Origin of the sequence: Ralstonia sp. RL, assembly GCF_001683835.1 — a bacterium.
Lineage (GTDB): Bacteria > Pseudomonadota > Gammaproteobacteria > Burkholderiales > Burkholderiaceae > Ralstonia > Ralstonia mannitolilytica.
In genome coordinates, this window is record NZ_LWRX01000148.1 from 129,775 (window position 1) to 150,856 (window position 21,082).

Annotated in this window: 22 protein-coding genes and 1 pseudogene; 10 read left to right on the forward strand and 13 right to left on the reverse strand. The window is 64.3% G+C overall.

Annotated features, from left to right (window positions below; translation table 11 throughout):
• Genes A6M56_RS14290 through A6M56_RS14305 form a run of 4 tightly spaced genes read left to right on the forward strand, consistent with a single transcriptional unit; the run spans window position 1 to window position 3,558 of the window.
• Entirely contained in the window at window positions 1-852 is an 852-nt protein-coding gene (locus A6M56_RS14290) for an ABC transporter permease (RefSeq protein WP_062739204.1), read from the forward strand.
• The gene (locus A6M56_RS14295; RefSeq protein WP_045786827.1) at window positions 849-1,646 is read left to right on the forward strand and encodes an ABC transporter permease; all 798 of its coding nucleotides are present in this window, start codon (window positions 849-851) and stop codon (window positions 1,644-1,646) included. The genes A6M56_RS14290 and A6M56_RS14295 overlap by 4 nt, the downstream gene beginning before the upstream one ends.
• Window positions 1,643-2,704, forward strand: a complete 1,062-nt coding sequence (locus A6M56_RS14300; protein ID WP_102079795.1) for an ABC transporter ATP-binding protein — start codon at window positions 1,643-1,645, stop codon at window positions 2,702-2,704. The genes A6M56_RS14295 and A6M56_RS14300 overlap by 4 nt, the downstream gene beginning before the upstream one ends.
• A 5-nt stretch (window positions 2,705-2,709) precedes the next feature.
• A complete protein-coding gene (locus A6M56_RS14305; protein ID WP_102080259.1) occupies window positions 2,710-3,558 on the forward strand; it encodes a phosphodiesterase in 849 nt (282 codons plus the stop codon).
• Here the strand turns inward: A6M56_RS14305 and A6M56_RS14310 are convergent.
• Window positions 3,555-4,238 carry an FMN-dependent NADH-azoreductase gene (locus A6M56_RS14310; RefSeq protein ID WP_102079796.1) on the reverse strand — a complete coding sequence of 228 codons (684 nt, stop codon included), beginning with the start codon at window positions 4,236-4,238 and terminating at the stop codon, window positions 3,555-3,557. The genes A6M56_RS14305 and A6M56_RS14310 overlap by 4 nt on opposite strands.
• 141 nt (window positions 4,239-4,379) lie before the next feature.
• Between A6M56_RS14310 and A6M56_RS14315 the strand changes: the two genes are divergently transcribed.
• Window positions 4,380-5,300, forward strand: coding sequence for a LysR substrate-binding domain-containing protein (locus A6M56_RS14315; RefSeq protein WP_102079797.1), 921 nt, complete (start codon window positions 4,380-4,382; stop codon window positions 5,298-5,300).
• An 11-nt stretch (window positions 5,301-5,311) separates the two neighbouring features.
• Window positions 5,312-5,900 (forward strand): annotated as a pseudogene (locus tag A6M56_RS14320) (2-oxo acid dehydrogenase subunit E2); the annotation flags it as partial.
• A 7-nt stretch (window positions 5,901-5,907) separates the two neighbouring features.
• Here A6M56_RS14320 and A6M56_RS14325 read toward each other — a convergent pair.
• Genes A6M56_RS14325 through A6M56_RS14335 form a run of 3 tightly spaced genes read right to left on the reverse strand, consistent with a single transcriptional unit; the run spans window position 5,908 to window position 9,936 of the window.
• Window positions 5,908-7,380, reverse strand: coding sequence for an amidase (locus A6M56_RS14325; protein WP_102080260.1), 1,473 nt, complete (start codon window positions 7,378-7,380; stop codon window positions 5,908-5,910).
• Window positions 7,381-7,395: 15 nt separating this feature from the next.
• On the reverse strand, window positions 7,396-8,607 hold the full coding sequence (locus tag A6M56_RS14330; protein WP_102079798.1) for a M20 aminoacylase family protein: 1,212 nt from the start codon (window positions 8,605-8,607) through the stop codon (window positions 7,396-7,398).
• A gap of 24 nt (window positions 8,608-8,631) precedes the next feature.
• Complete coding sequence (locus tag A6M56_RS14335) at window positions 8,632-9,936, reverse strand: MFS transporter (RefSeq protein WP_045786831.1); 1,305 nt, start codon at window positions 9,934-9,936, stop codon at window positions 8,632-8,634.
• 185 nt (window positions 9,937-10,121) lie between these two features.
• Here A6M56_RS14335 and A6M56_RS14340 point away from each other — a divergent pair, with 185 nt between their 5' ends.
• Window positions 10,122-11,039 carry a LysR family transcriptional regulator gene (locus A6M56_RS14340; RefSeq protein ID WP_045786832.1) on the forward strand — a complete coding sequence of 306 codons (918 nt, stop codon included), beginning with the start codon at window positions 10,122-10,124 and terminating at the stop codon, window positions 11,037-11,039.
• A 1-nt stretch (window position 11,040) separates the two neighbouring features.
• Here A6M56_RS14340 and A6M56_RS14345 read toward each other — a convergent pair whose 3' ends face one another.
• The gene (locus A6M56_RS14345) at window positions 11,041-12,063 is read right to left on the reverse strand and encodes an AraC family transcriptional regulator (RefSeq protein WP_102079799.1); all 1,023 of its coding nucleotides are present in this window, start codon (window positions 12,061-12,063) and stop codon (window positions 11,041-11,043) included.
• A 79-nt stretch (window positions 12,064-12,142) separates the two neighbouring features.
• Between A6M56_RS14345 and A6M56_RS14350 the strand changes: the two genes are divergently transcribed.
• A complete protein-coding gene (locus tag A6M56_RS14350) occupies window positions 12,143-13,354 on the forward strand; it encodes an MFS transporter (protein ID WP_062739210.1) in 1,212 nt (403 codons plus the stop codon).
• Window positions 13,355-13,732: 378 nt separating this feature from the next.
• Entirely contained in the window at window positions 13,733-14,062 is a 330-nt protein-coding gene (locus A6M56_RS14355) for a hypothetical protein (protein WP_286758197.1), read from the forward strand.
• A gap of 319 nt (window positions 14,063-14,381) precedes the next feature.
• Here A6M56_RS14355 and A6M56_RS14360 read toward each other — a convergent pair whose 3' ends face one another.
• From A6M56_RS14360 to A6M56_RS14395, 8 genes are all read right to left on the reverse strand, one after another.
• Window positions 14,382-15,566, reverse strand: coding sequence for a zonular occludens toxin domain-containing protein (locus tag A6M56_RS14360; protein ID WP_286758198.1), 1,185 nt, complete (start codon window positions 15,564-15,566; stop codon window positions 14,382-14,384).
• Window positions 15,567-15,576: 10 nt separating this feature from the next.
• Entirely contained in the window at window positions 15,577-15,918 is a 342-nt protein-coding gene (locus tag A6M56_RS14365) for a DUF2523 family protein (RefSeq protein WP_104610201.1), read from the reverse strand.
• The gene (locus tag A6M56_RS14370; protein WP_286758199.1) at window positions 15,918-16,304 is read right to left on the reverse strand and encodes a virulence factor TspB C-terminal domain-related protein; all 387 of its coding nucleotides are present in this window, start codon (window positions 16,302-16,304) and stop codon (window positions 15,918-15,920) included. The genes A6M56_RS14365 and A6M56_RS14370 overlap by 1 nt, the downstream gene beginning before the upstream one ends.
• A gap of 1,468 nt (window positions 16,305-17,772) precedes the next feature.
• Window positions 17,773-17,997 carry a major capsid protein gene (locus tag A6M56_RS14375; RefSeq protein ID WP_286758200.1) on the reverse strand — a complete coding sequence of 75 codons (225 nt, stop codon included), beginning with the start codon at window positions 17,995-17,997 and terminating at the stop codon, window positions 17,773-17,775.
• Window positions 17,998-18,438: 441 nt separating this feature from the next.
• Window positions 18,439-18,702 (reverse strand): hypothetical protein, encoded by a 264-nt coding sequence (locus A6M56_RS14380; RefSeq protein ID WP_286758201.1) that lies wholly within the window; start codon window positions 18,700-18,702, stop codon window positions 18,439-18,441.
• Window positions 18,699-19,703 carry a phage/plasmid replication domain-containing protein gene (locus A6M56_RS14385; protein ID WP_286758202.1) on the reverse strand — a complete coding sequence of 335 codons (1,005 nt, stop codon included), beginning with the start codon at window positions 19,701-19,703 and terminating at the stop codon, window positions 18,699-18,701. Before A6M56_RS14385 ends, A6M56_RS14380 begins: the two co-directional genes overlap by 4 nt.
• A gap of 316 nt (window positions 19,704-20,019) precedes the next feature.
• Window positions 20,020-20,334, reverse strand: coding sequence for a hypothetical protein (locus A6M56_RS14390; protein ID WP_286758203.1), 315 nt, complete (start codon window positions 20,332-20,334; stop codon window positions 20,020-20,022).
• 36 nt (window positions 20,335-20,370) lie between these two features.
• Complete coding sequence (locus A6M56_RS14395) at window positions 20,371-20,634, reverse strand: hypothetical protein (protein ID WP_286758204.1); 264 nt, start codon at window positions 20,632-20,634, stop codon at window positions 20,371-20,373.
• A gap of 116 nt (window positions 20,635-20,750) precedes the next feature.
• Between A6M56_RS14395 and A6M56_RS14400 the strand changes: the two genes are divergently transcribed.
• The coding region (locus tag A6M56_RS14400) for a helix-turn-helix domain-containing protein (RefSeq protein WP_286758205.1) at window positions 20,751-21,082 on the forward strand (332 nt) is incomplete at its 3' end.

Here is a 21,082-nt window from a genome sequence, read left to right on the forward strand (position 1 = left end):
ATGAGCACCGTCACCCGATCCACCTTGCCCGACGATGCGGTGTTGCCCGCTCGGTGGCGGGTGGCGTTGCTGGCACCGGCCGTCGCGCTGTTCTGCGCGTTCTGGCTGCTGCCGATGGCGGCGTTGCTGCGTGTGAGCGGCAGCGAAGGCGTGATTGCCACCTACACAGCGGCGCTCACCACGTCGCGCTATCTGGGCAGCCTGTTTTCGACGGTAGTGCTGTCGGCGGCAGTCACGCTGGCGACGCTCATCCTCTCGACCATCGCCGGGCTGTTCCTCGTGCGGCACAACGTGCCGGGCAAGCGGATGATTACCGCCATGCTGACGTTTCCGCTGGCGTTTCCCGGGGTGGTGGTCGGCTTCATGGTGATCCTGCTGGCCGGGCGCCAGGGCCTGGTGGGCGACGTCACGCACAAGCTCGTCGGCGAGAAATGGGTCTTCGCCTATTCCATCGGCGGGCTGTTTCTGGGCTACCTGTATTTCTCGATCCCGCGCGTGGTGCTGACGGTGATGGCGGCGGCGGAAAAGCTCGATCGTTCACTGGAAGAGGCGGCGCGCTCGCTGGGCGCATCGTCGTGGCAGGTGACGCGCGATGTGCTGGTGCCGGGGCTGGCGCCAGCGCTGATCGCCTCGGGCGCGATCTGCTTTGCCACGTCGATGGGCGCATTCGGTACCGCCTTCACCCTCGCCACCGATATCGACGTCTTGCCGATGACGATCTATACCGAGTTCACGCTCAACGCCGGCATTGCGATGGCAGCGGCGCTGTCGGTAGTGCTGGGCGTGGTGACGTGGCTGGTGCTGGCGATTGCGCGTACTGCGAGCGGTAGCCCGACGGGGGCGGCAGCATGAAGCGCGCTTTGTCTATTGCCCAGTGGGGTATCACGCTGCTGCTGTGCCTGTTCCTGATCGTGCCGGTTGTGCTGTCGATGGCCGTGGGCCTGACGCGCAACTACATCCGCGGTTTCAAGAGCGGCTGGACGCTGGATTGGGTCGCCCAAGTGTGGGACATGTATCACGCGTCGATCTGGATGTCGCTGCTGGTGGCGCTGTGCACGCTGGTGATCGTGCTCGCGGCCGGCGTGCCGGCGGGCTATGTACTGGCGCGGCGTCAGAGCCGTGCAAGCCGCCTGATCGAAGAATTCCTGACGCTGCCCGTGGCGCTGCCGGGCCTGGCGACGGCGCTGGGGTTGATCGTGGCCTACGGCGGTTTTGGCGGCTTTCGCGAGAGCCTCTGGTTCATCGTCGTCGGGCACGTGGTGTTCACGCTGCCGTTCATGGTGCGCTCGGTCGCAGCCGTGGCGGCAGGCCAGAATCTGAAGACGCTGGAAGAGGGCGCCGCCAGCCTGGGCGCGTCGTTCTGGCAGCGTTTTCGCACGATTGTGCTGCCCAACGTGCAGCCCGGCATCCTGGCCGGCGCGCTGACGGTGGTGACGCTCTCGGTGGGCGAGTTCAACCTCACCTGGATGCTGCACACGCCCGAAACCAAGACCCTGCCGGTCGGCCTGGCCGATACCTATGCGTCGATGCGCCTGGAAATCGCCAGCGCCTACACACTGATCTTCTTCGTCATGATCGTGCCGCTGCTGGTGCTGATGCAGCGCTTTGGCGGCCTGCGGGTGAATAACGGAAAGGCTTCCCGATGAGTACCGAACCTCTACATCTCGCGCCCGTGCCGATCCGGCTGCGTGGCTGCGGCAAACACTTCGGCGGCCAACGCGTGCTGGAGTCGATGGACCTCGACATCGCCGCCGGCGAGACCGTCGTGCTGCTCGGCCCCTCGGGCTGCGGCAAGACCACCACGCTTCGCATCGTCGCGGGGCTGGAGGCGCCGGATGCCGGCGGCACCGTGCACTTTGGCGACGAAGACGTCACCGCACGCCCGATCGAGCGCCGCCGCGTCGGCATGGTGTTCCAGAACTACGCGCTGTTCCCCAACCTGAGCGTGCGCGGCAATGTGGAATACGGCCTGCGCATCCAGCGCCGGCAGAACGGTTTGTCCGACACGCAGATCAGCGCCCGGGCAAACACGCTGCTGGAGATGATGCACCTGACGCCCTATGCGGATCGCGGTGTGGCGCAGCTTTCCGGGGGGCAGCGCCAACGCGTGGCCCTGGCGCGCGCGCTGGCGCCCGAACCGCGCGTGCTGCTGCTCGACGAACCGCTCACGGCGCTCGACGCCAAGCTGCGCGAATCCGTGCGCGCCGAGATGGACCGCCTGCTGCGCGGTCTCGGCATCACGACGATTTACGTGACGCACGATCAGGAAGAAGCGATGGCGCTGGCCGATCGCATCGTCGTCATGGAAGCCGGCCGCATCGCGCAGATCGGCACCCCGCGCGAGATCTACTTCCAGCCGGCCAACCGGCACGTGGCGGACTTCATCGGCATCATGAACCGGCTCGACGGCACGCGCGAGAATGGCGCATTCGTCTGCGCGGGCGGTCGCGTCCCCGTGCCGGCCGGCGACGGCAATGCCATCTTCTTCCGCCCCGAAGATGCCGTGCTGGCAGACCCGGCACAGGCGGCGCTCAAGGGCACGGTCGAATCGGCGGTGTTTCTGGGCTTTCGCACCCGCGTGCGCGTGGCGGGTGTTTCGAGCACGCCGCTCTTTATCGATGTGCCCGGCCGCCAGCACTTTGCGCCGGGCCATGCGGTCGGCTTCGATATCCCGGCAGACCGCCTCCTGACCTTGCAAGCCTGATGCCGATGCACTTTCTGCAAGTGACTGATCTTCATATCAAGCGCCCGGGGCGACTGGCTTATCGGCGCGTGGATTCGGCGGCGTATCTGGCGCGCTGCGTGGCCCATATCCTGGCGCAGCCGGAGAAACCGGACGCCATCGTCCTGACCGGCGACCTGGTCGACGCCGGCGCGCCCGAGGAATATGCGCACCTGCGCGCGGTGCTGGCGCCGCTCGATGCGGCTGGTGTCCGCATGCTGCCGGTGCTCGGCAACCACGACGGCCGTGACGCCGCCCGCGAAGCCTTTGCCGATTGGCTCGCGCCCATTCCGGCTGATGCGCAAGACACGCACGCCTTCCAGTACTGGACCGACATTGGCGACGTTCGCCTGATCGTGATCGATACGCTGGACACCGGTCATCCGGGCGGCCGCCTGGGCGTGCAGCGCCTGGATTGGCTGGCCGAGGCACTGGCGCATGAAACGCAGCGCCCGACCGTCATCGCGATGCATCATCCGCCGTTTGCCACGGGCATCGGCCACATGGACGTGCAATCGCTCGCCGCCGAAGACATCCCGGCTTTCGCGCAGATCGTGCGTGCCGCCGGCAACGTGGAGCGCATCGTCTGCGGCCATCTGCATCGCTCCATTGACGTGCGGTTTGCCGGGACGGTGGCGTCGACATGCCCGTCGCCGGCGCATCAGGTGGCGCTGGATCTCGACCCGGACGGCGAGCCCGGCTTCGTCATGGAGCCGCCCGCCTACAAGGTGCACGCGTGGGTGCCGGGGCAGGGCTTGGTGAGCCACCTCGCCTACGTGGGGCAATTCGATGGCCCGCATCCGTTCTTCGAGCCGGACGGGCGGCTGATCGACTAAGCCGCTTCCACGGCGGCGGCCATCCGCGCGACCAGTGCATCGACGTCGTTTTCCGCCGATGCGATGGACGCGCGTAACCGCTCGTCGGCAAACTCGTCATATTCGACGGCGACGGACGCCACATCAGTGATGCCGATGTAGCCGAACGCCGTGGCGACGCCGCCTTCCACGTGGTTCATGTGGGCGATGCGCTGGCCGGGGCCGTAACCGAAATCGCCGCGCGCGCTGAGGATGACGAGGCGCTTGTTCATGCCGGCCAGCAGCGGCCAATAGGGCTCGCCGGGGCGGCTGCGGTCGAAGCCGAACGTGCGGCCCACGCGCACGATGTTGTCGATGTACGCCTTGAATTGCGCGGGCATGCCGAAGTTGTACATCGGCACGCCGGCCACGATCACGTCGGCGGCCAGCAATTCATCGATCAGTGCATCGCTTTGCGCAAGCCGGTCGTGCATCCACGGTTCGCGCTGCGCGGGCGGCGTGAACGCGGCATGGACCCAGCGGCCATCCACGGGGGCTGGCGGTTCGGCCCCGATGTCGCGATAGACGACCTGCGCGTCGGGCTCATGCTCAAGCCAGCGCTGCACGAAGCGCGCGGAGAGCCGGCGCGTGTGCGAGCCGTGGCGCGAAGTCTCGGAGCTGCCCGGCCGGGCGCTGGAATCGAGATGTAGCAGACGAGTCATGTTGAATCGTTGATGAGTGGAGGTGTGCCCACTCTACGAACCGCGCTGCACTGCGACAAACGACATGTTTTACGCGCGATGGCTGACATGGATTCATCCATGCCGCCCACGCGGGAAATGCGCCCATGACACAATCCGCGCATGCGAAAACTGCCACCCCTGAGCGCGCTGCGGGCGTTTGAAGCCACGGCGCGCCACCTCAGCATGAAGCGTGCGGCCGACGAGCTGTCGGTCACGCCCACGGCCATCAGCCACCAGATCCGGCGGCTCGAAGATGCGCTGGGCGTGGCGCTGTTCGAGAGGCAGGTGCGTGCGCTGCGGCTGTCGGAGGCCGGCGAGCGGCTGTATCCGGTGCTCAATACAGGCTTCGACGCGTTTGCGCAGGCCATCGACGCCATCCGCACGCCCGAGGCACAGCCGCTGCGCCAGCGCGTAACGCTCACGGCGCCGCTGGGGCTGGCCGCACGCTGCCTGGTGCCCCGGCTGGGGGAATTCGCCACGCGGCATCCGCAGGTCGACTTGCGCATCCACGCGTCCGACACGGTGGTCGACCTGCATGGCGGCAGCGCCGACCTGGCCGTGCGATATGGCGATACGCCCGTCCTCGGTGGCGCGCTCGTCGCCGAGCACCTGTTTGACGACGCCTACGCGCCCGTCTGCCATCCGGGTTTGAACATCCGTTCGCATGCCGATCTCGCGCGCGTGCCGCTCATCCACTCCGAATGGCAGCGCACCTTGCCGCAACCGATCGGCTGGCCGATGTGGGCCCGTGCGGCCGGCATCGAAGGCGCGCTGAAGACCGACGCGGGCGTCGTGCTCTCCGACGACGGGCACGCCATCTCTGCGGCGCTGGCAGGGCAGGGCGTGATCCTGGCGAACCTGCCGCTGGTGCGCGATGCGTTGGACTCGGGCGCGCTCGTGCAGCCGTTCGAGGCGCCCGTCCTCCGCCGCTATGCGTTCTGGGCGATCGCGCCCGCTGCACGCCTGGAGGAGGCCGCGGTGCGCAGCGTGTGGGATTGGCTGCGCGCATCGCGCGGCGATTCGCCGCATCGCAAAACCTGAACGCGGGGCCATCGCAGAACATGGCACGCGCGCAGAACGAAGCCGCCGCCGCCACCGTCATCGAGGACGCCGACAGCCCCCCTGGTCGCCCGGCACCGACGTGACGATCCGGCTGATTCGCGCGCTCGTCGCCGGCTGCCGCGCGGAGCCCGGGCTCAATGGCTGGTTCGATGGCAATGCGGGGCGCCGTCACGTCATGGCCAAGATCGACGTGGGCATTGCGGTGGACCTGCCGGACGGCCTGTTCGGGCCTGTGCTGCGCGACGTCGCCCATCGCGATGCCCCAGACCTGCGCGCGGGCTTCGAGCACATGCGCGCCGGCAACAAGGCCCGCAGGATCCCGCCTGAAGAGTTGCGCGGCAACACGATCACGCTGTCGAACTGCGGCATGGTCGCTGGCAAGTACGCGGCACCGATTGTCGTGCCGCCCACCGTGGCGATCCTGGGTGCCCGGCGCATTCACGAACAGTCGTGGCGGCCAGCGGCGCGCCGGCCATCCACCGTGTGCTGCCGTTGCGCCTGACGCTCGACCACCGCGTGGCGACCGGCGTCGAGGCGGCGCGCTTGCTGGCCGCCGTCATCGGCGATCTTCAGGCAGCCGAGTCGTTCAGCCCAACAGCGGTGAACAGCGGTGCGCCGGCGCAAAGGCATCGTGCCATGCCGCCGCGAGTTGCAGCAGGCCGAACTCCGAGCGCGGCGGGGCCATCACCTGCAGGCCCAGCGGCAAGCCGTCGGCGGTGAAGCCCGACGGCAGGCTCGCGGCCGGCACGCCTGCCAGCGTGGCGCCGATCGCCACTTCCATCCAACGGTGATACGTGTCCATCGCCCGGCCGGCCACCGTCGTGGGCCAATGCGTTTCTGCGGCGAATGGCGCGATCTGGCTGCACGGCAGCACCAGGAAGTCGTAGTTGGCAAACTGGGCGAGCAGCGCCTGGTACCAGCTCGACCGCGTGGCGGTGGCGCGGTGAAGGTCGGCCACGCTGCGCCGCTGGCCCTGCTCGATTTCCCAGATGGCTTCGGGCTTGAGCAGATCGCGCGTCGCCGCGTTGGCGTACAGCGGCCCGAGGTTGCCCGAGACGATGTGCGAGCGCAGCGTGCACCAGCAGTCCCACAGCGCATCCATCGGGAAGAAGGGCTGCACGGGTTCGACGTGGCAGCCGAGGTCAAGGAAGGTGTCGAGCGCGTTCTCGTTGACGGCCAGGACCTCCGGCTCCACGGCGAGGTAGCCGCCGAAGTCGCCAAGCCAGCCGATGCGCGCCTGCCGGAAATCACGGTGCAGCGGCTGCGTGAAGCATGACGGATCGTCGCTCAACGATAGCGGGGCGCGCGGGTCGTAACCGGCCTGCGTGGCAAGCACCCAGGCGAGATCCTGCGGATTGCGCGCCATCGGCCCTTCGGTGCCGAGCTGCTGGAAGAAGACGTCGCCGGTGGGGCCGTAGGGGACGCGCCCGAGGCTGGGGCGCAGGCCGTAGACGTTGTTCCAGGCCGCCGGGTTGCGCAGAGAGCCCATCATGTCGCTGCCATCGGCCACCGGCAGCATGTGCAGCGCCAGCGCGACAGCCGTGCCGCCGCTGCTGCCGCCGGCCGAACGCCCGGCGTTCCAGGCATTGCGCGTGATGCCATACACGCGGTTGTACGTGTGCGACCCGAGGCCGAATTCCGGCGTGTTGGTCTTGCCGATCAGCACCGTGCCCTGGCGGCGGATGCGCTCGACGACGATGCTGTCGTGCGCCGGCACGTGGCGCGCCATGGCGAGGCTGCCCATCGTCGTTGCGATGCCCGCGGTGGCCGCCAGGTCCTTCGGCGCCTGCGGAAAGCCGTGCATCCAGCCGCCGGACAGCCCCCGCGACAGCAGCACATCGCGCTCCCGCGCCTGGTCGAGGGCCGATTCGGCATCGATGCGCGCCACCACGGCATTGACCGTCGGGTTGAGGCGGTCGATCTGCGCGAGAAAGGCTTGCATGACTTCCACGCACGACACATCGCGCGTGTGGATGCGCCGTGACAGCTCGATCGCGCTCCATTGCACGATCTCGTGCGCAGTGTCGGCGGCGGCAGCCGTAGGACGGTTCGCTTGCATGCCCGGCATCCGCGTTCAGGCGCTCAGGTAAGTTTGCGCCAGGCGCACCCAGCACGCGGCGCCCAGCGGCAATACCTGGTCGTTGAAGTCGTAGCCGGGGTTATGGACCATGCAGCCGCCGAACTCCCCCTCGCCATTGCCGAGGATCAGGTAGCAGCCAGGCACCTCGTTGAGCATCCACGCAAAGTCTTCGCTGCCGTTGAGCCCCTTGGGCGCCTGCGTGACGACGTTCTCGGCGCCCACCAGCTCGGTGCAGATCTGCTGCATGAGCTGCGTCTCGGCCTCGGTGTTGACCATCGGCGGCGTCAGGTGCCGGTAGTCGATGTGGGCCTCGACGCCATGCGCCTGCGCGGTCAGGCTGACGATCTCGCGGATGCGCTGCTCCACCAGCGCGCGTGTTTCCGGCCGCGCGGCGCGCACGTTGATGCCAATCGTCACCGATTCGGGAATCACGTTGTGCGTGGCGCCGCCGCGAATGAACCCGACCGAGACGACCGCCGTGTCGTCCGGCGCCACGTTGCGTGCCACCACCGTCTGCAGCGCCGTGATGATGGCGGCGGATGCGGCGATCGGGTCGCGCGCGCGGTGCGGCATGGCGCCGTGTCCGCCCATGCCCTTGATGGTGACGTCGGCCACGTCGGAAGACAGGCTCACCGGGCCCGGCAGCACGCGGAAGCTGCCGGCCGGCACGCCGGGCATGTTGTGCAGGGCAAAGACGGCGTCGCACGGAAAGCGCTCGAAGAGGCCGTCCTCGATCATGGCGCGCGCGCCGCAGAGGTTTTCCTCATCGGGCTGGAAGATCAGGTTGAGCGTGCCGTCAAAGTCGCGGCTGTCGGCCAGCGCCTTGGCCGCGGCAAGGAGGATGGCGGTGTGGCCGTCGTGGCCGCACGCGTGCATCTTGCCGTGGTTGCGGCTGGCGTAGGGCAGGCCGGTGGCCTCGACGATGGGCAGGGCGTCCATGTCGGCGCGAATGCCGAGCCGGCGCTTGCCGTTGCCCAGCTTCAACTGGCCGACTACGCCGCTCTTGCCGATGCCGGTGTGCACTTCATAGCCCCAACGCTTGAGCAGATCGGCCACCAGCGTGCCCGTGGCACCCACGTCGAAGCCGAGCTCCGGCTGCGCGTGGATCTGGCGGCGGATGTTGACGAACGTTTCTGCGTCGATAGGCACGGGGGGCAGCAGATGCGGCAGCAACTGGAAGGGGACGAGCGCGGGGGCTTGGGTCATGGTGGGGCTCCTTGCTGGAAGGGGTCAATGGGCTTCGCGCACTTCGCGCACGCTGAGCACGGTCAGCAGCGTCACGGCGCTGCACGCCATCATGTAGAACGCGGGGGAGAGCGGATTGCCGGTGCGGGCGAGCAGCCACGTCACGACAAACTGGCACGAGCCGCCAAACACCGTCACACCGATCGCGTAGATGACCGACAGGCCACTGGCGCGCACCTTGATGGGCAGCAGCTCCATCATCATGAGCAGCAGCGGCGTGGTGCCGAGGTAGAGGCTGGCGGTGAGCAGCGCCGAGAGCGCCAGCACCAGCGGCACGCTCGGGTAGTGCGTCATCAGCCAGAAGGCCGGATAGAGCACGGCCACGGTAAACAGGATGGCGCCCACCACCAGCGGCTTGCGGCGTGCGAGCCGGTCGGCCAGGCAACCCGACACGAGCGACGCGGCAAAGCTGGTGAACCCCGTCACGCAGCCCGCCAGCAGCGACAGCGAGGCCGGCAGATGCAGTTCCCGGATCATGTACGTCGGCATGAAATAGATCACCAGGTACGTGCCGACCGTGCCGCCGATGATGGTCAGCACGCCCTTGACGACCAGGCCCCCGTGCTCGCGGAAGAGCGTGCCGAGCGGGCTCGGCGCATGCGACTCGGCGGTGTGGGTTTCGTCCAGATGCGAGCGGATGTAGAAGCCGACGGGCGCGATCAGCAAACCGAGGAAGAACGGCACACGCCATCCCCAGCTCTGCAGCGCTTCCGGCGAGAGGCTGCCGTACAGGATGGCCGCCGTCAGCGCGCCGCACAGGGCAGCAATGCCCTGGCTGCCCAGCTGCCAACTGACGCGAAAGCCGCGTCCCTTGATGCCGCCGGATTCCATCAGCATGGCGGTTGATGCGCCGATCTCCCCGCCGAGCGAAAAGCCTTGCAGCAGGCGTCCCGCCAGAACGACGAGCGGCCCGAGCAGGCCTGCGGTGGCGTACGTCGGCGCAATCGCCAGGCACAGCGTGCCTGCCACCATCAGGCCGATCGTCAGCGTCATGGCGGCCTTGCGGCCGTGGCGGTCGGCGTAGTTGCCGATCACGAAGCCGCCCAGCGGCCGCATCACAAAGCCGATACCGAACGTCGCCACCGCCAGCAGCAACGAGCCATAGGCGGTGTCCGTCGGAAAGAACAGTTTGCCGATCATCAGCGCAAAGAAGCTGTAGACCGTGAAGTCGTACATCTCCAGCGCATTGCCGATCGAGCACGCGGCAATCAGGCGGGCCTGGCTCGTGGCGGGCCTGGATGCAGCGGAGACCGAAGCGGACAGGGCCGGCTGCAGGGTGACGTCGTTCATGGGGTTCTCCATCCAGAGGTCGGGTGGGAGCTTCTGCGAGCCCTTCGCAACGGAGTATTCCGGGAACGCGCACGACGAAAAAATCGCAAATATTCATCCCGATAACCAAATAGAATCGCCGTCATAACCGGCTCACATCCGCCATCGGGGAAAGCCCGAAAAGAGCCTAAGAGGAGGCAGGGCAAGTGAAGCTGCATCAATTGCGCATGCTGCTGGCCGTGGCGCAGCACGGCAGCATCCACGAGGCATCGCGCGGGCTGCATGTCTCACAGCCGGCGCTGTCCAAGGCGATTGCGGAACTCGAACGCGAGTTGGGCGTGACGCTGCTGTCGCGCTCGGTGCGCGGCGTGAGCCTGACTGCCTACGGCACGGCGCTGGTCAAGCGCGCGAGCGTGGTCGAGCAGGAACTGCGTCACGCGCTGGAAGACATCGAAGCGATCCGCGGCCATGCCGAAGCCGAGCTGAACATCGGGTTTACCGCCGTGGCGTCGAGCGGCCCGCTACCCGATGCCATGGCCGCGTTGCGCACGCGTTTCCCGAATGTGGCGCTGCGTGGTTTCGAGCAGCGCTCGCAGCAGATTCAGGAGGGCCTGCGCGAAGGCAGGCTCGACCTTGGGCTGATCTCGACCAACAGCGGGCCGGGCACGAGCAGCTTTCAGTGGGAGCCGCTGTTTTCGGTGCCGATGCGCCTGGCCGTGCGCCCCGGCCATCCGCTGCGACGTACGCGCCGGGTGCGCTCGCTGCTCGATGCGGACTGGCTGGTGCTCGACCCCCTCGAGGATCCGGGCAGCCCGCTGGCGAGCCTGATGCGGCTGCATCGGCTCGAGATGCCGCGCAGTGTGGTGCAGAGCGGGTCCAACCTGCTCGGGCTGCAGCTGGCCACCAAGACGGACCTGATCAGCATGTGGTCGGAGTTCGTCTTCGCCAGCGCACTGGGGCCGCTGCGCACGACTCCTGGCTCACTCGAGGTGCTGCCGATGGAAGATGAGCTGCCCGACTTCAACGTCTACCTGGTCTATCGATCGGCTGACCTGATGACGCACGTCTGCGCCGAGTTCTGCAAGGAGATTCGGCACTTCGCGCAGCGCTATCGGCCCCGCTGACCTACACGGCGGCCTCGGCCCGCACCGCGCCGGGCGGGCGCCCGACGACGCGCTTGAATGCACGGCTGAACGCGGCCAGCGAGCCATAGCCGAGCCGGTATGCCACCGATTCGATCGCCTCGCGATCGCGCGCGATCCACTGCGCGGCGAGCCGCATCCGCAGCTCGGTGAGGTAGCGGACGGGCGTCATGCCCGTGGCCGCCAGGAAACGCTCGGCGAACACCGAGCGCGACACCCCGGCTTCGGCGGCCAACTCTGCAACGCTCCAGTTGCGGCCCGGGTCGCGATGCAGCGCGACGATCGCGCGGCCGAGCTTGGGCTCGCGCAGCGCCTGCACCCAGCCCGTGGCATCGCCGCATCCGCATTCGACCCAGCCGCGCACGATGAACGCGGCCACCACGTCCGCGAGCCGCGCGAGAATGCCCGCAAAGCCCGCGCGCTCGGAGCACGACTCACGTTCCATTGCATCGAGCATCGGGCGGATTTCCGGGTAGCGCGCGAGCAGGGTGCCGACGTGCATGAACTCCGGCATCGTCCCCACGAGCGGTTGCATGCCGCCCAGGTCGAGTTCCATGCAGGCGCTGAAGATCAGTGCGTCGCCCGCACCGGGCTCTGCCGAGGCGCACGGGGCGGCAGCTTCGACCGCCGCCACCGAGTCGCAGATCTTCGCTGCCTCGAAGGCCGCGATCTCGCGGCACGGTGCGTCGGGGTCGGACAGCAGCGCGTGCGTGTTGCCGTGCGGCAGCAGGATCGCGTCGCCTGCTTCGAGCTGCACCATCGTGCCTGCCGCGTCACGCAGCAGCACCGGCCCGCGCCCGACGAAGTGGAACTGCGCACGCCCCGGCGCGTGGCCGAAGCTGAGTCCAAACGGCCGCGCCACCTGGATGCGCCGGTACTGGACGCCGCTCAGCCGCATGCCGAGCAGCAGCTCGCTGACGAGGTCGTGCGTGTCGGGCATGGGAGGAGGGAGGGGCTTGGACATCGGCTTCGGACGATTGATCAACAATAACGGATTGTATGTCATAGACCGTCCTGCCGCCGTTCCGTACGATACGCCGCTACTGGCAATCCTTTGCATCCTTTTTTCCAATACGGAACGACGCATGAATCCCGGAATCTCTACCGCCGCATCGATGGCGACGCCCCGCGAACCGGCCTGGGGCGCGGTCTTCGCGATGGCGCTTGGCGTCTTTGGGCTCGTCACGGCCGAATTCCTGCCGGCGAGCCTGCTCACCCCCATGGCCGAAAGCCTCAACGTGACCGAAGGCGTGGCAGGGCAGGCCGTGACGGCCACCGCAACGGTCGCGCTCGTCACCAGCCTGCTGACCGCCGCCGCGACCCGGACGATCGACCGGCGGCGTGTGCTGCTCGCGTTCTCGGCCTTGCTGGTGGCCTCGAACCTGACCGTCGCATTGGCGACGAACCTGCCGATGATCCTCATCGGCCGCGTGGTGCTCGGCATTGCGCTGGGCGGCTTCTGGACCATGGCGACGGCCACCGCCATGCGCCTCGTGCCGACAGAGATGGTGCCGCGCGCCCTGTCGATCATCTTCAGCGGCGTTGCCGTCGCGACCATCGCCGCGGCGCCCATGGGCAGCTACTTCGGGCACCTGATCGGCTGGCGCAACGTGTTCCTGATCGCGGCCGCGCTGGGCGGCGCCGCGTTCGTATCCCAGTGGATCACGCTGCCTTCGATGCCCCCGAGCGGCACGACGCGCCTGCGCACGCTCATCGACGTCCTGCGCCGTCCGACCGTGGGCCTCGGGATGTTTGCCACGATCCTCGTCTTTACGGGGCATTTCGCGTTCTTCACGTATCTGCGGCCGTTCCTCGAGCAGGTGGCAGGCGTTGGGGTGAACGGGCTGTCGGGCATCCTGCTGGGCTACGGCATCGCCAACTTCATCGGTACGTCGCTTGCCGGCCGCGTGCTCGAACACCGGCTGCGTCCGATGCTGATCGCCATGCCCGCGCTGATGGTCGTGCTTGGCATCGCGCTTGTCGCCATCGGGCGTGCGCCGATGGTGGACGCGGTGCTGGTCGCCCTGTGGGGCATGGCGTTCGGCGGCGTACCGGTGGCCTGGTCGACGTGGGTCACGCGAACGGTGCCCGACGAAGCCGAAAGCGCTGGCGGGCTGATCGTCGCGGCCGTGCAGCTTGCCATCGCCACGGGTGCGGCGGCGGGCGGCATCGTGTTCGACGCCAACGGCGCGGCGGGCGTGTTCGTCTGCGCGGCCGTGGTGCTGGCCATTGCGGTCGCGACCATCGTGGCCGGCGTGCCGAAGCGGCTGGAGCCGGTGCCTGGGCTTGCTGAATGAAATGTGGGTGTGCGGATGCGCCGGTTGTTTTACGCATAATTTGCATTATGTAAAATTATTGGCGTGGATCAGCACCCGGCTAAAACAGGCGTTGCGTGCAATCCAAGCACGCGCGAAACCTGCAACCGCGTGACCGACAGCACATCAGCAAGTCCAACACCTCCCTCTTTGAAACGCCTGCCTCGAGCAGGCGTTTTTTCTTCTTCGCAATCTTCCTGTAGTAGCGGCGGCGAGCCGCATCCTGAAGCCCTCGGCGCAGCGTCCGGATATGCCAGTACAAGTGCCTGATCTCCCGCGCCAGCGCCCGAACGTCAACGTCTTCGGACACTCGACCCCTGCGTGATATTGTTGCGTCGATTTAACAGCCTAGGCGACGATATGCGCACAATCCTACCGCTCCTGGTCTGCATCGCATTCCCCACAGCCGTGGCACAGACCGTCAACACGTGCAAGATCAACGGCAAGACGGTCATCACGGACAAGCCGTGCGACCGCGCAATGGAAGCGACCATAGAGTTCGGCACCCCGGCCGAACGAGCTGCGAAGCAACAGCGCGAGGACCAGCGAAAGGCGAACTGCCTAGGCCTGGCAAGAAGCCGCGCTTCGATGGTGGAGACAATGAACTCGCCCGGCGGCGTGTTTCTGATCGACATGATCAAGAACAACATCCGCAGCCTCGATGAGCAGATGGCGGCCAATCACTGCTGAAAGCAAAAAATTGCGCGAGCAGATCCTCGAAGCGCAATTTCTAACCCAACCCTGCCACCGGCACCGTCGATCGCCACGGTGCCATAAGGCTTTGCGGGGAGTTCCTGCAGGAAAATCGCGACAGGAAATTGCTCCAGACCACAACCGCGGCGAAAAGCAAGCTTGCAAGAGAGGGAGTGTTTGCATGTGGTCGGCCCTGTATGTACGTACCTGGTCGAACCCGCTACTCGGCCCCGCCAGACGCGCTAGGACGCGCGATAACGTCCCAGACACCCTCGCCCCGCTCCACATCCCCAAAGGGGCCCCCTAGCGGCTCCGATTACGGCGCAGGCACTCCTAACGCTGGTCGCCTGTGGTGAACAGTGCCAACTGTTGCCACTGACAATGCAGATCCACCTTCCGCCGTCTCGCCCGATAAGCTCGCATACGCTCCGCCGCTGTCTTCGCTCGTCCTGAAGGTCGAGGGCCGGGCTTCCGCAGCAACGTAAGTTCTAGGGTCCGGTTGTCGATTGGCTGCTTCACGCTGCGGTCTCCGCGTCTCGAAATCTTGGAAAAAACCATTCCTCGCAATGTCCCGACAAAGCGAGTCAGGCGTGTTGGGTAACCTGGTCGCCTGCTGCGTGTAGCACGTACACCGGTCGCGAATAATCACGCACGCCGCGGGCACCGGTGGCTCAACAGGCTTCGTGAGATCGTCATAACGCGGAGCAGTGAAAGGCAACCCCTCAACACGCGGCACCGACTGCGCGATGTACTCGGCAGCCGTCAAAACGTGCTTCGGCTTTTCACCACCGCCCGCCCCTGAAGAAAAAATGCTGGCATCAACCGGATTGGCCAACCGATGCGGCGCCGCAGCCGAATGCTGAACCTTGTTGCGAAGGCTCACCAGATACACCGCCAACCCAACGACCGCTCCGACCATAGCAGCCAACACCAACAACTTCTTCCACGGAAGATTGCGTTTCACGGTGTGCTGTTCTGACGATTTGTACACGCCATACAACTTCTTGTTGAAACGATAGGTGTACGACTTGTGCGCAAGCTTCTTCGTCTTCGCCCAGAACACTGGATTGTCATCAACAGGCGTGTACTTCTCGAACTCATACACGCGCGCCCGCTCCATACCCGACTTACGCTCGATGACACGGAAGAAACCGAGCAATCGACGCACGAACACATCGACATTCATCCAGTCCTGCGTAATGAACACGATATCGATGCCGTAGTGCCGGTGCTCCGTCAGCTCTTGGATGTGCTCTGGCGGCTTGCCCTTGGCACGTTGAGGAAATGCATAGTGCGCTTCATCAACCACCAACACCGCACCCTTCGGCAGCTCGCGCCAGCGAGTGACATCAGGGAACTCCTTCCAGCCGATGTCTTTCAGGAACTCGATCCGGTTATAAAAAATCGGCCGCCCCTGCTTCTTCTGGAACTCCGTAACGACCCAATCAATAACATTCAGCGTCTTTGAAGCACCCGGCAGCCCCGCGATCCCGTAAAGCATCCCCTACCCCCTAATTCAACCGTCGCAGAAACACACGCAGCCCCAGCAACGAATACTTCGTCGTGTAGGCGGCCACGATCATCAAGATGGCATCGAATCCACCACACAACCGGAACATCGTGTAAGCCAGATACCCAATCGGAATACCATTAGCCTCAGCAGTCGCGCCAACGGAAAAAGCAGCGTTGATGTTTTCAATGAGCGTGTTCGCAATGAACGCCAACCCCACGTAAGAACTGATGCCAAGCCCCAACCCCACCAGTGCCGCGCCCATACGCGACCCCATGAGATAAAGGAACACGCGGGCGATGATAAAACCCGCTTCATACAAAATCGCTGCAATTGCTGGCATCAGTCAGACCTCCCAAAAATACGCAGGCACACCATTGCAGCGGCCAACGTAACGAACCCACGAACCACGGTAGCGAACTGACACATGATGTCGTAGGGCACCACCACAGTGATCCCCATAAACGTGATCGTGTTGCCCGCCGGACAACTAGCACCGCCGAACACGGTCAACTTCTTGGACACGTCGTTCAAGGCCGCCTGCCACTTGGCACCAAGGTCAATATCGTTCTCACCCTTCCCCGTCGTTTTGTCCTGAGGATTCAACGCCTTGATCTCAGCAGCTGCAGCGTCATCGTCCGGAGGGCCCAACGGGTCATTACCGAAAAAGGCCTTCCCTATCTGCGCATGCGCCAGCTGCTGAGCTTCGCAGTACTGTTTGTATTGCACTTGGCTGATCGCACAAACAACCGCGTCACCCTTGCACGTGAATCCTGCAGTGCAATCACCGCCCCACTGGCTCTTGTTCCCACACTGCTCAGCGGTAGGATGCTCTTTGCAGTATTCATCCTGCGGCTGCGTCGTGGTCGTAGTGCACGTGCCGGGCCCACCATTCACCTGCGCACCAGTGCTCACCTGACCAGTTGCACACGGACTGGCACTCGCGCCACTCGCGCTACCGTTCCCACCCGGACCACCACCGACCCCACCGCCACCGCCCACAACCACTGTCGTGGTCGTACACGTCGCACCATCACACGTGGTACTTGTCGTTGTCGTACTGCTCGAACTCGCTGCCGGGCTACTTGCAGGCGCGTCAGTAGTCGTCGTAGAAGTGGTGCCGCCTGTCGTCTGCGTCGGATAGTCAACGCACTTAGGCTGACCGTTCACCGTGCCGTAGTACTGACGCTGCCCACACGGGTTATCAGGCGTCGGCGGAGTGGGCATCGAAGCCGTTGGCGTCGCAGACCCGTCACACGCATTCCCCGTCGACTGCAGGCCCGTGTACTGCGCCGGATACCCACCAGACTGCCCCGGCTTAGCCCCCGTCCAATACGAGCTATACGTGTACGTACAACCACCCACACACACCTGCGGGTTCAAAATCGTCTGCGTTGGACTGGTGCCGTTGGCAGTGTTCCCACCAGGAGCGGGCTGACCCGCAGCAGGGCAATTCGGCTGCGGCTTCTTACACGTACCATCTGGCTGTTTCGTGTAGCCAGAAACGCAATTACCAGTCAGAACAGCCGTCCCAAACTCCCGCAACGCCCCATCGTCAGAACGCTTCACTTGGCACGCACCACTCTGCCCATCGGAAGCCATCACCACACCGGCGTACGTCGAACCGGAAGGCGCGCCACCACCCGCCATAAACCGCGAGAAGTAGCTGGAACACGCCGCATCGGCAGAATTGCCCAAAGACCCTGAAACCGACCATTCCATCCCTGTTGTATCAATAGCCCAGCTCGGGCCACAGGCAAGTGCTAAAGCCAGTAACGCAAGAACCCGGAGGCGACTGGTCCAAATGCGCGCAGGACGCAAAAAAAAGGATGCATGCATAACTCACCATCCTTCTCAAGAAAGCATGATCCATAGCGCTCCCAGCCAAACGAACAGGCAGAACGTATTCATCGTCGACGGCAAATCCATATGCCCTCCAGTAATCCACGTCAGCAGCTGACGCGACCCTCTATGTGGACATCTCTCCTGCGGAGAGAACGTGTGCACAAGGCATTGACAGGGCATGGACAACAATGAAACCGTTGCCCACACCCTGCCAACACCTTGCACACACTTGCCCACATGCCGGGCCTTGCCCCACTGCAATGATTGAGAGACATGCAACCCTGAACCCCGTAACTTGCTAAACCGGTTGCAGCCAGAAAAAAGGGCAGAGGTTGCCCCCTGCCCTCGCCCATCAGAAGAAGGTCGCCTTGACCCAGCGGATGCCCATGGCAACGGCCGCCAGACCGATCACAGCACCACCGACCGCCATCACGCCCGTCTTGATGTCGCCATTGATGAGCCCCACGGCATCGGCAGTCATGGCGCCGAAACCACCAGACGTTTGCGCCATCGCGGCATTCGCCACAACGCCCAGACCCACCACTGCCGCCACCTTGGCAACCTTCTTCAGCTTCACGTTACGCATTGCGTTCTCCTAGTTGAGCGGTAGGACCATCCCCACCGGCAGGAGCGCAACGCCTGCCGCTAAAGACCGCCTCTACCCATCGAAGAAGCGACCCCAGCGACCCAACCAAAGAACCTTCACCAACCCACAAACAGCCTCAACACCCTGCGACCCACACCCTCACCAACGAACCCCAACCCCAACAGCAAAACCAAAAACCGAACCCCTAAAACCAACCCCTACAACCCACCCTTACCCCTACCCAACAACTGCCCATACAACACCCCGTAAATCACACCAAGAGCAACACAGAGCATCGACCCATACCGAAAGAAATCACACACAAACAGACCCCACCGCAGCCCAAACGCCTCAAGCCAGACACCAGACTGAGACACGCGATAAGCGATAAAGCCAACCGCCCAAATCGACAACAACCCGTAAAACCGCATATCAGCGCCCACCCAACATACCGACCACCTGACGCACCGCCCAGGCAATCACGAAGCACACAGCCACACCGCCACCCAACGACGCGGTCTGCGCCTGCGTCAAAGGCGGGAGGCCCATGAACGACTCCATGCAGTCACCGCCCACCGCACAAAAGGTTACGGAGATCGGGGTGTTATTCGCATCGAGACACACGAAACGCTCAACGCCACCGGCATAACCAGAAGGCGGAACAGAAAACGAAGAACACGCCTGCAGGTCACTCATGCCGCCACCTTCCGAGAATCAAGCTCATACCAGTCAGGTGCAGCCACCGGCGTCAGATCGATGTAACGCGTAATGACATGCACCTGCGCCATATTGCGAGGCGTGGAAATATCAATTCCATACTCCAACAACGCCTTGCGATGACGATAGAACGTGCCGTTCGTCATCTCGCCCTTGAGGTCGGCACCGCGCAGCCAAGCATCAGCAGTCACCCGATACTTCAGCGGCACCTGCTCCAACACCGCCAGATCAACGCTGGTATCCACGCGCTTAAGCGGTTCAATCCGCTCATCAAACAGCTTCACAACCTTGGCCATCGTCACATCCCCGAGAAAATACAGGCCGTGATCCTGCAGCAACCGCCGCTTGAACTCAGCCTCAATCCGAACCAATCCCATGTCCCTCGCATAGTCCAAAACCTCAGGTGGACAATGCTTGTGCTTCACCATCTCCACGTGCTTCAAATAGGCCTTGAGGTACCACATCTTGTTACCCCACGTGACCGTCTCATCCTTGTAGCTGCCCTTAGCGACTCGGGCGACTGAGACGTCAGCCAACGCACGAAGAAACTCACGCGCGCGGAGGTCCGAATAGGTCGCAAGATTCGTGGTGACGTCAATGCGTACCAGCCTTGCACCAGTCCACTCCCACCGACCCTTGACGTAGTTGTACAAGCGTCGGCCAGTAGTGAAAGGAGGAAGCCCCAACCGCTCCAACAACGAATTGGCTTTCCGAACCGTCGCGGCAAAATCCAAGTTCCACAGGTTGTCAGGCCGACCAAGCCGCCCAACGTTGCCAGCAACACGAACACGAGAGCCGTCGCAAGACACCAAAACAACAGTGTCAAAAGACCCTTCATGACGGTGGCTCTTAACCGAACGAAATTCCTCAGCCCCGTCCTCGTCGTAGCCAGCGACAAAACCACTCGCCACGATGGGCAAACCACCTTCGGGGTGGACTTGGTAGATGTCGATCCAGTCGATGAATGCATGAGAGTGCATACCCCCCTCAACCCCCGTTGATCAGTGTGAAATTCTTCGAATTTCCCAAAATGGGAATGAACCGCGCGTGTTACTGGGTCCGCGCGGTTCGGGTGGCGGCGGGGGGCGCGTCCCGCGCTCCCCCACCCCCACCCGCACGCCTACCAAGACGAGCCGAGTCCACCGAGGGCATATAGGAATTGGCGAAGCTGCCTTTCCCGTGTGAGGTACCGACAGTCCAACCATGTGAGAAGACCAGCTCGAAGCTGGCGCCGCTCACAGTGGCTGGGGAAGTCAGGACGGATCGCACGATCTAGGCAGGGCTGACAGGCACAGATCAATCGACGATGGCCACAAGGCTCATCTCGGTCTTGTATTGCTTGCCATCACGGCCCTGAAACGACCGGCGATAGCCACCGAGCTGAACCTCCATGTCGACAGTCGTCTCCGGCTGGGCCACACGACGCTTGCACGAGATTTCGACGAACTGCGGTGCGCTGTACTCATCGGGCGCCGGCAACGCAATGACGTGATACCAAACGCCCGACTCGGCCTGCTTAACCGAAATGCACTTACCGACCACGCGGGCCACGTTCGGATGCGCCAGCTGCGGCGCTGCCTTCATCGGTTGAACAACTGCTGCTTCTGCCATTTCCTACCTCCAACAAAAAAAGGCGCCCTATGCGCCTTACTTGAACATCCGATCAATCGCCGCCTTACGACGAGCTTCGCGGCGCGCCTTCGCGCCCTCACCCAAAATCTTGTCGTCCAGCCAATACGCAAAACGATCCCAAGCAGAGTGCGCCCAGATCAAAACGGTGATGCCCACAACCAGCGTCACACCCATCGACACCAGCAGCAAAATCACCTTCAAAAAACCAACATAGATGCCCACGAACCCTGGGAAATCAGACATCCAACCTTCGCAACCACCAGACTCGAACGGTGCCATCGTTTACCCCCACGCCCGGTTAACCGGTTATATTTCGGCTGTCATCACGGAACGTGATGCATCACAGGGCGTGATTATCATCACGATCCGTGATAAGTCAAGCCGGAGGCGCTTAAATGAGAGTTGAAAAATATCTAGATGACGCGATCACCCGCCACGGGCTGAAGAACGACACGGCCCTGGCGAAGCTGCTCGGCGTACGTCAAAACGCCGTGAGCCAGTACCGCAGCGGGACGCGGACAATGGACAACGAGATGTGCCTACGGCTGGCGCAGCTGCTCGACATGGAGAACCCGATGCCAATCATCATGGCCGCCGACATGGACCGCGCGGAACGCGCCGGCCAGCGGTCGCTGTGGGAAGTTTTTTCACCGAGGATGGCGCATAGCGGCCTGATGGCCGTCCTCGTGGCGCTAGGCCTCGGTGTCACAAATTTTGTGACACCCTC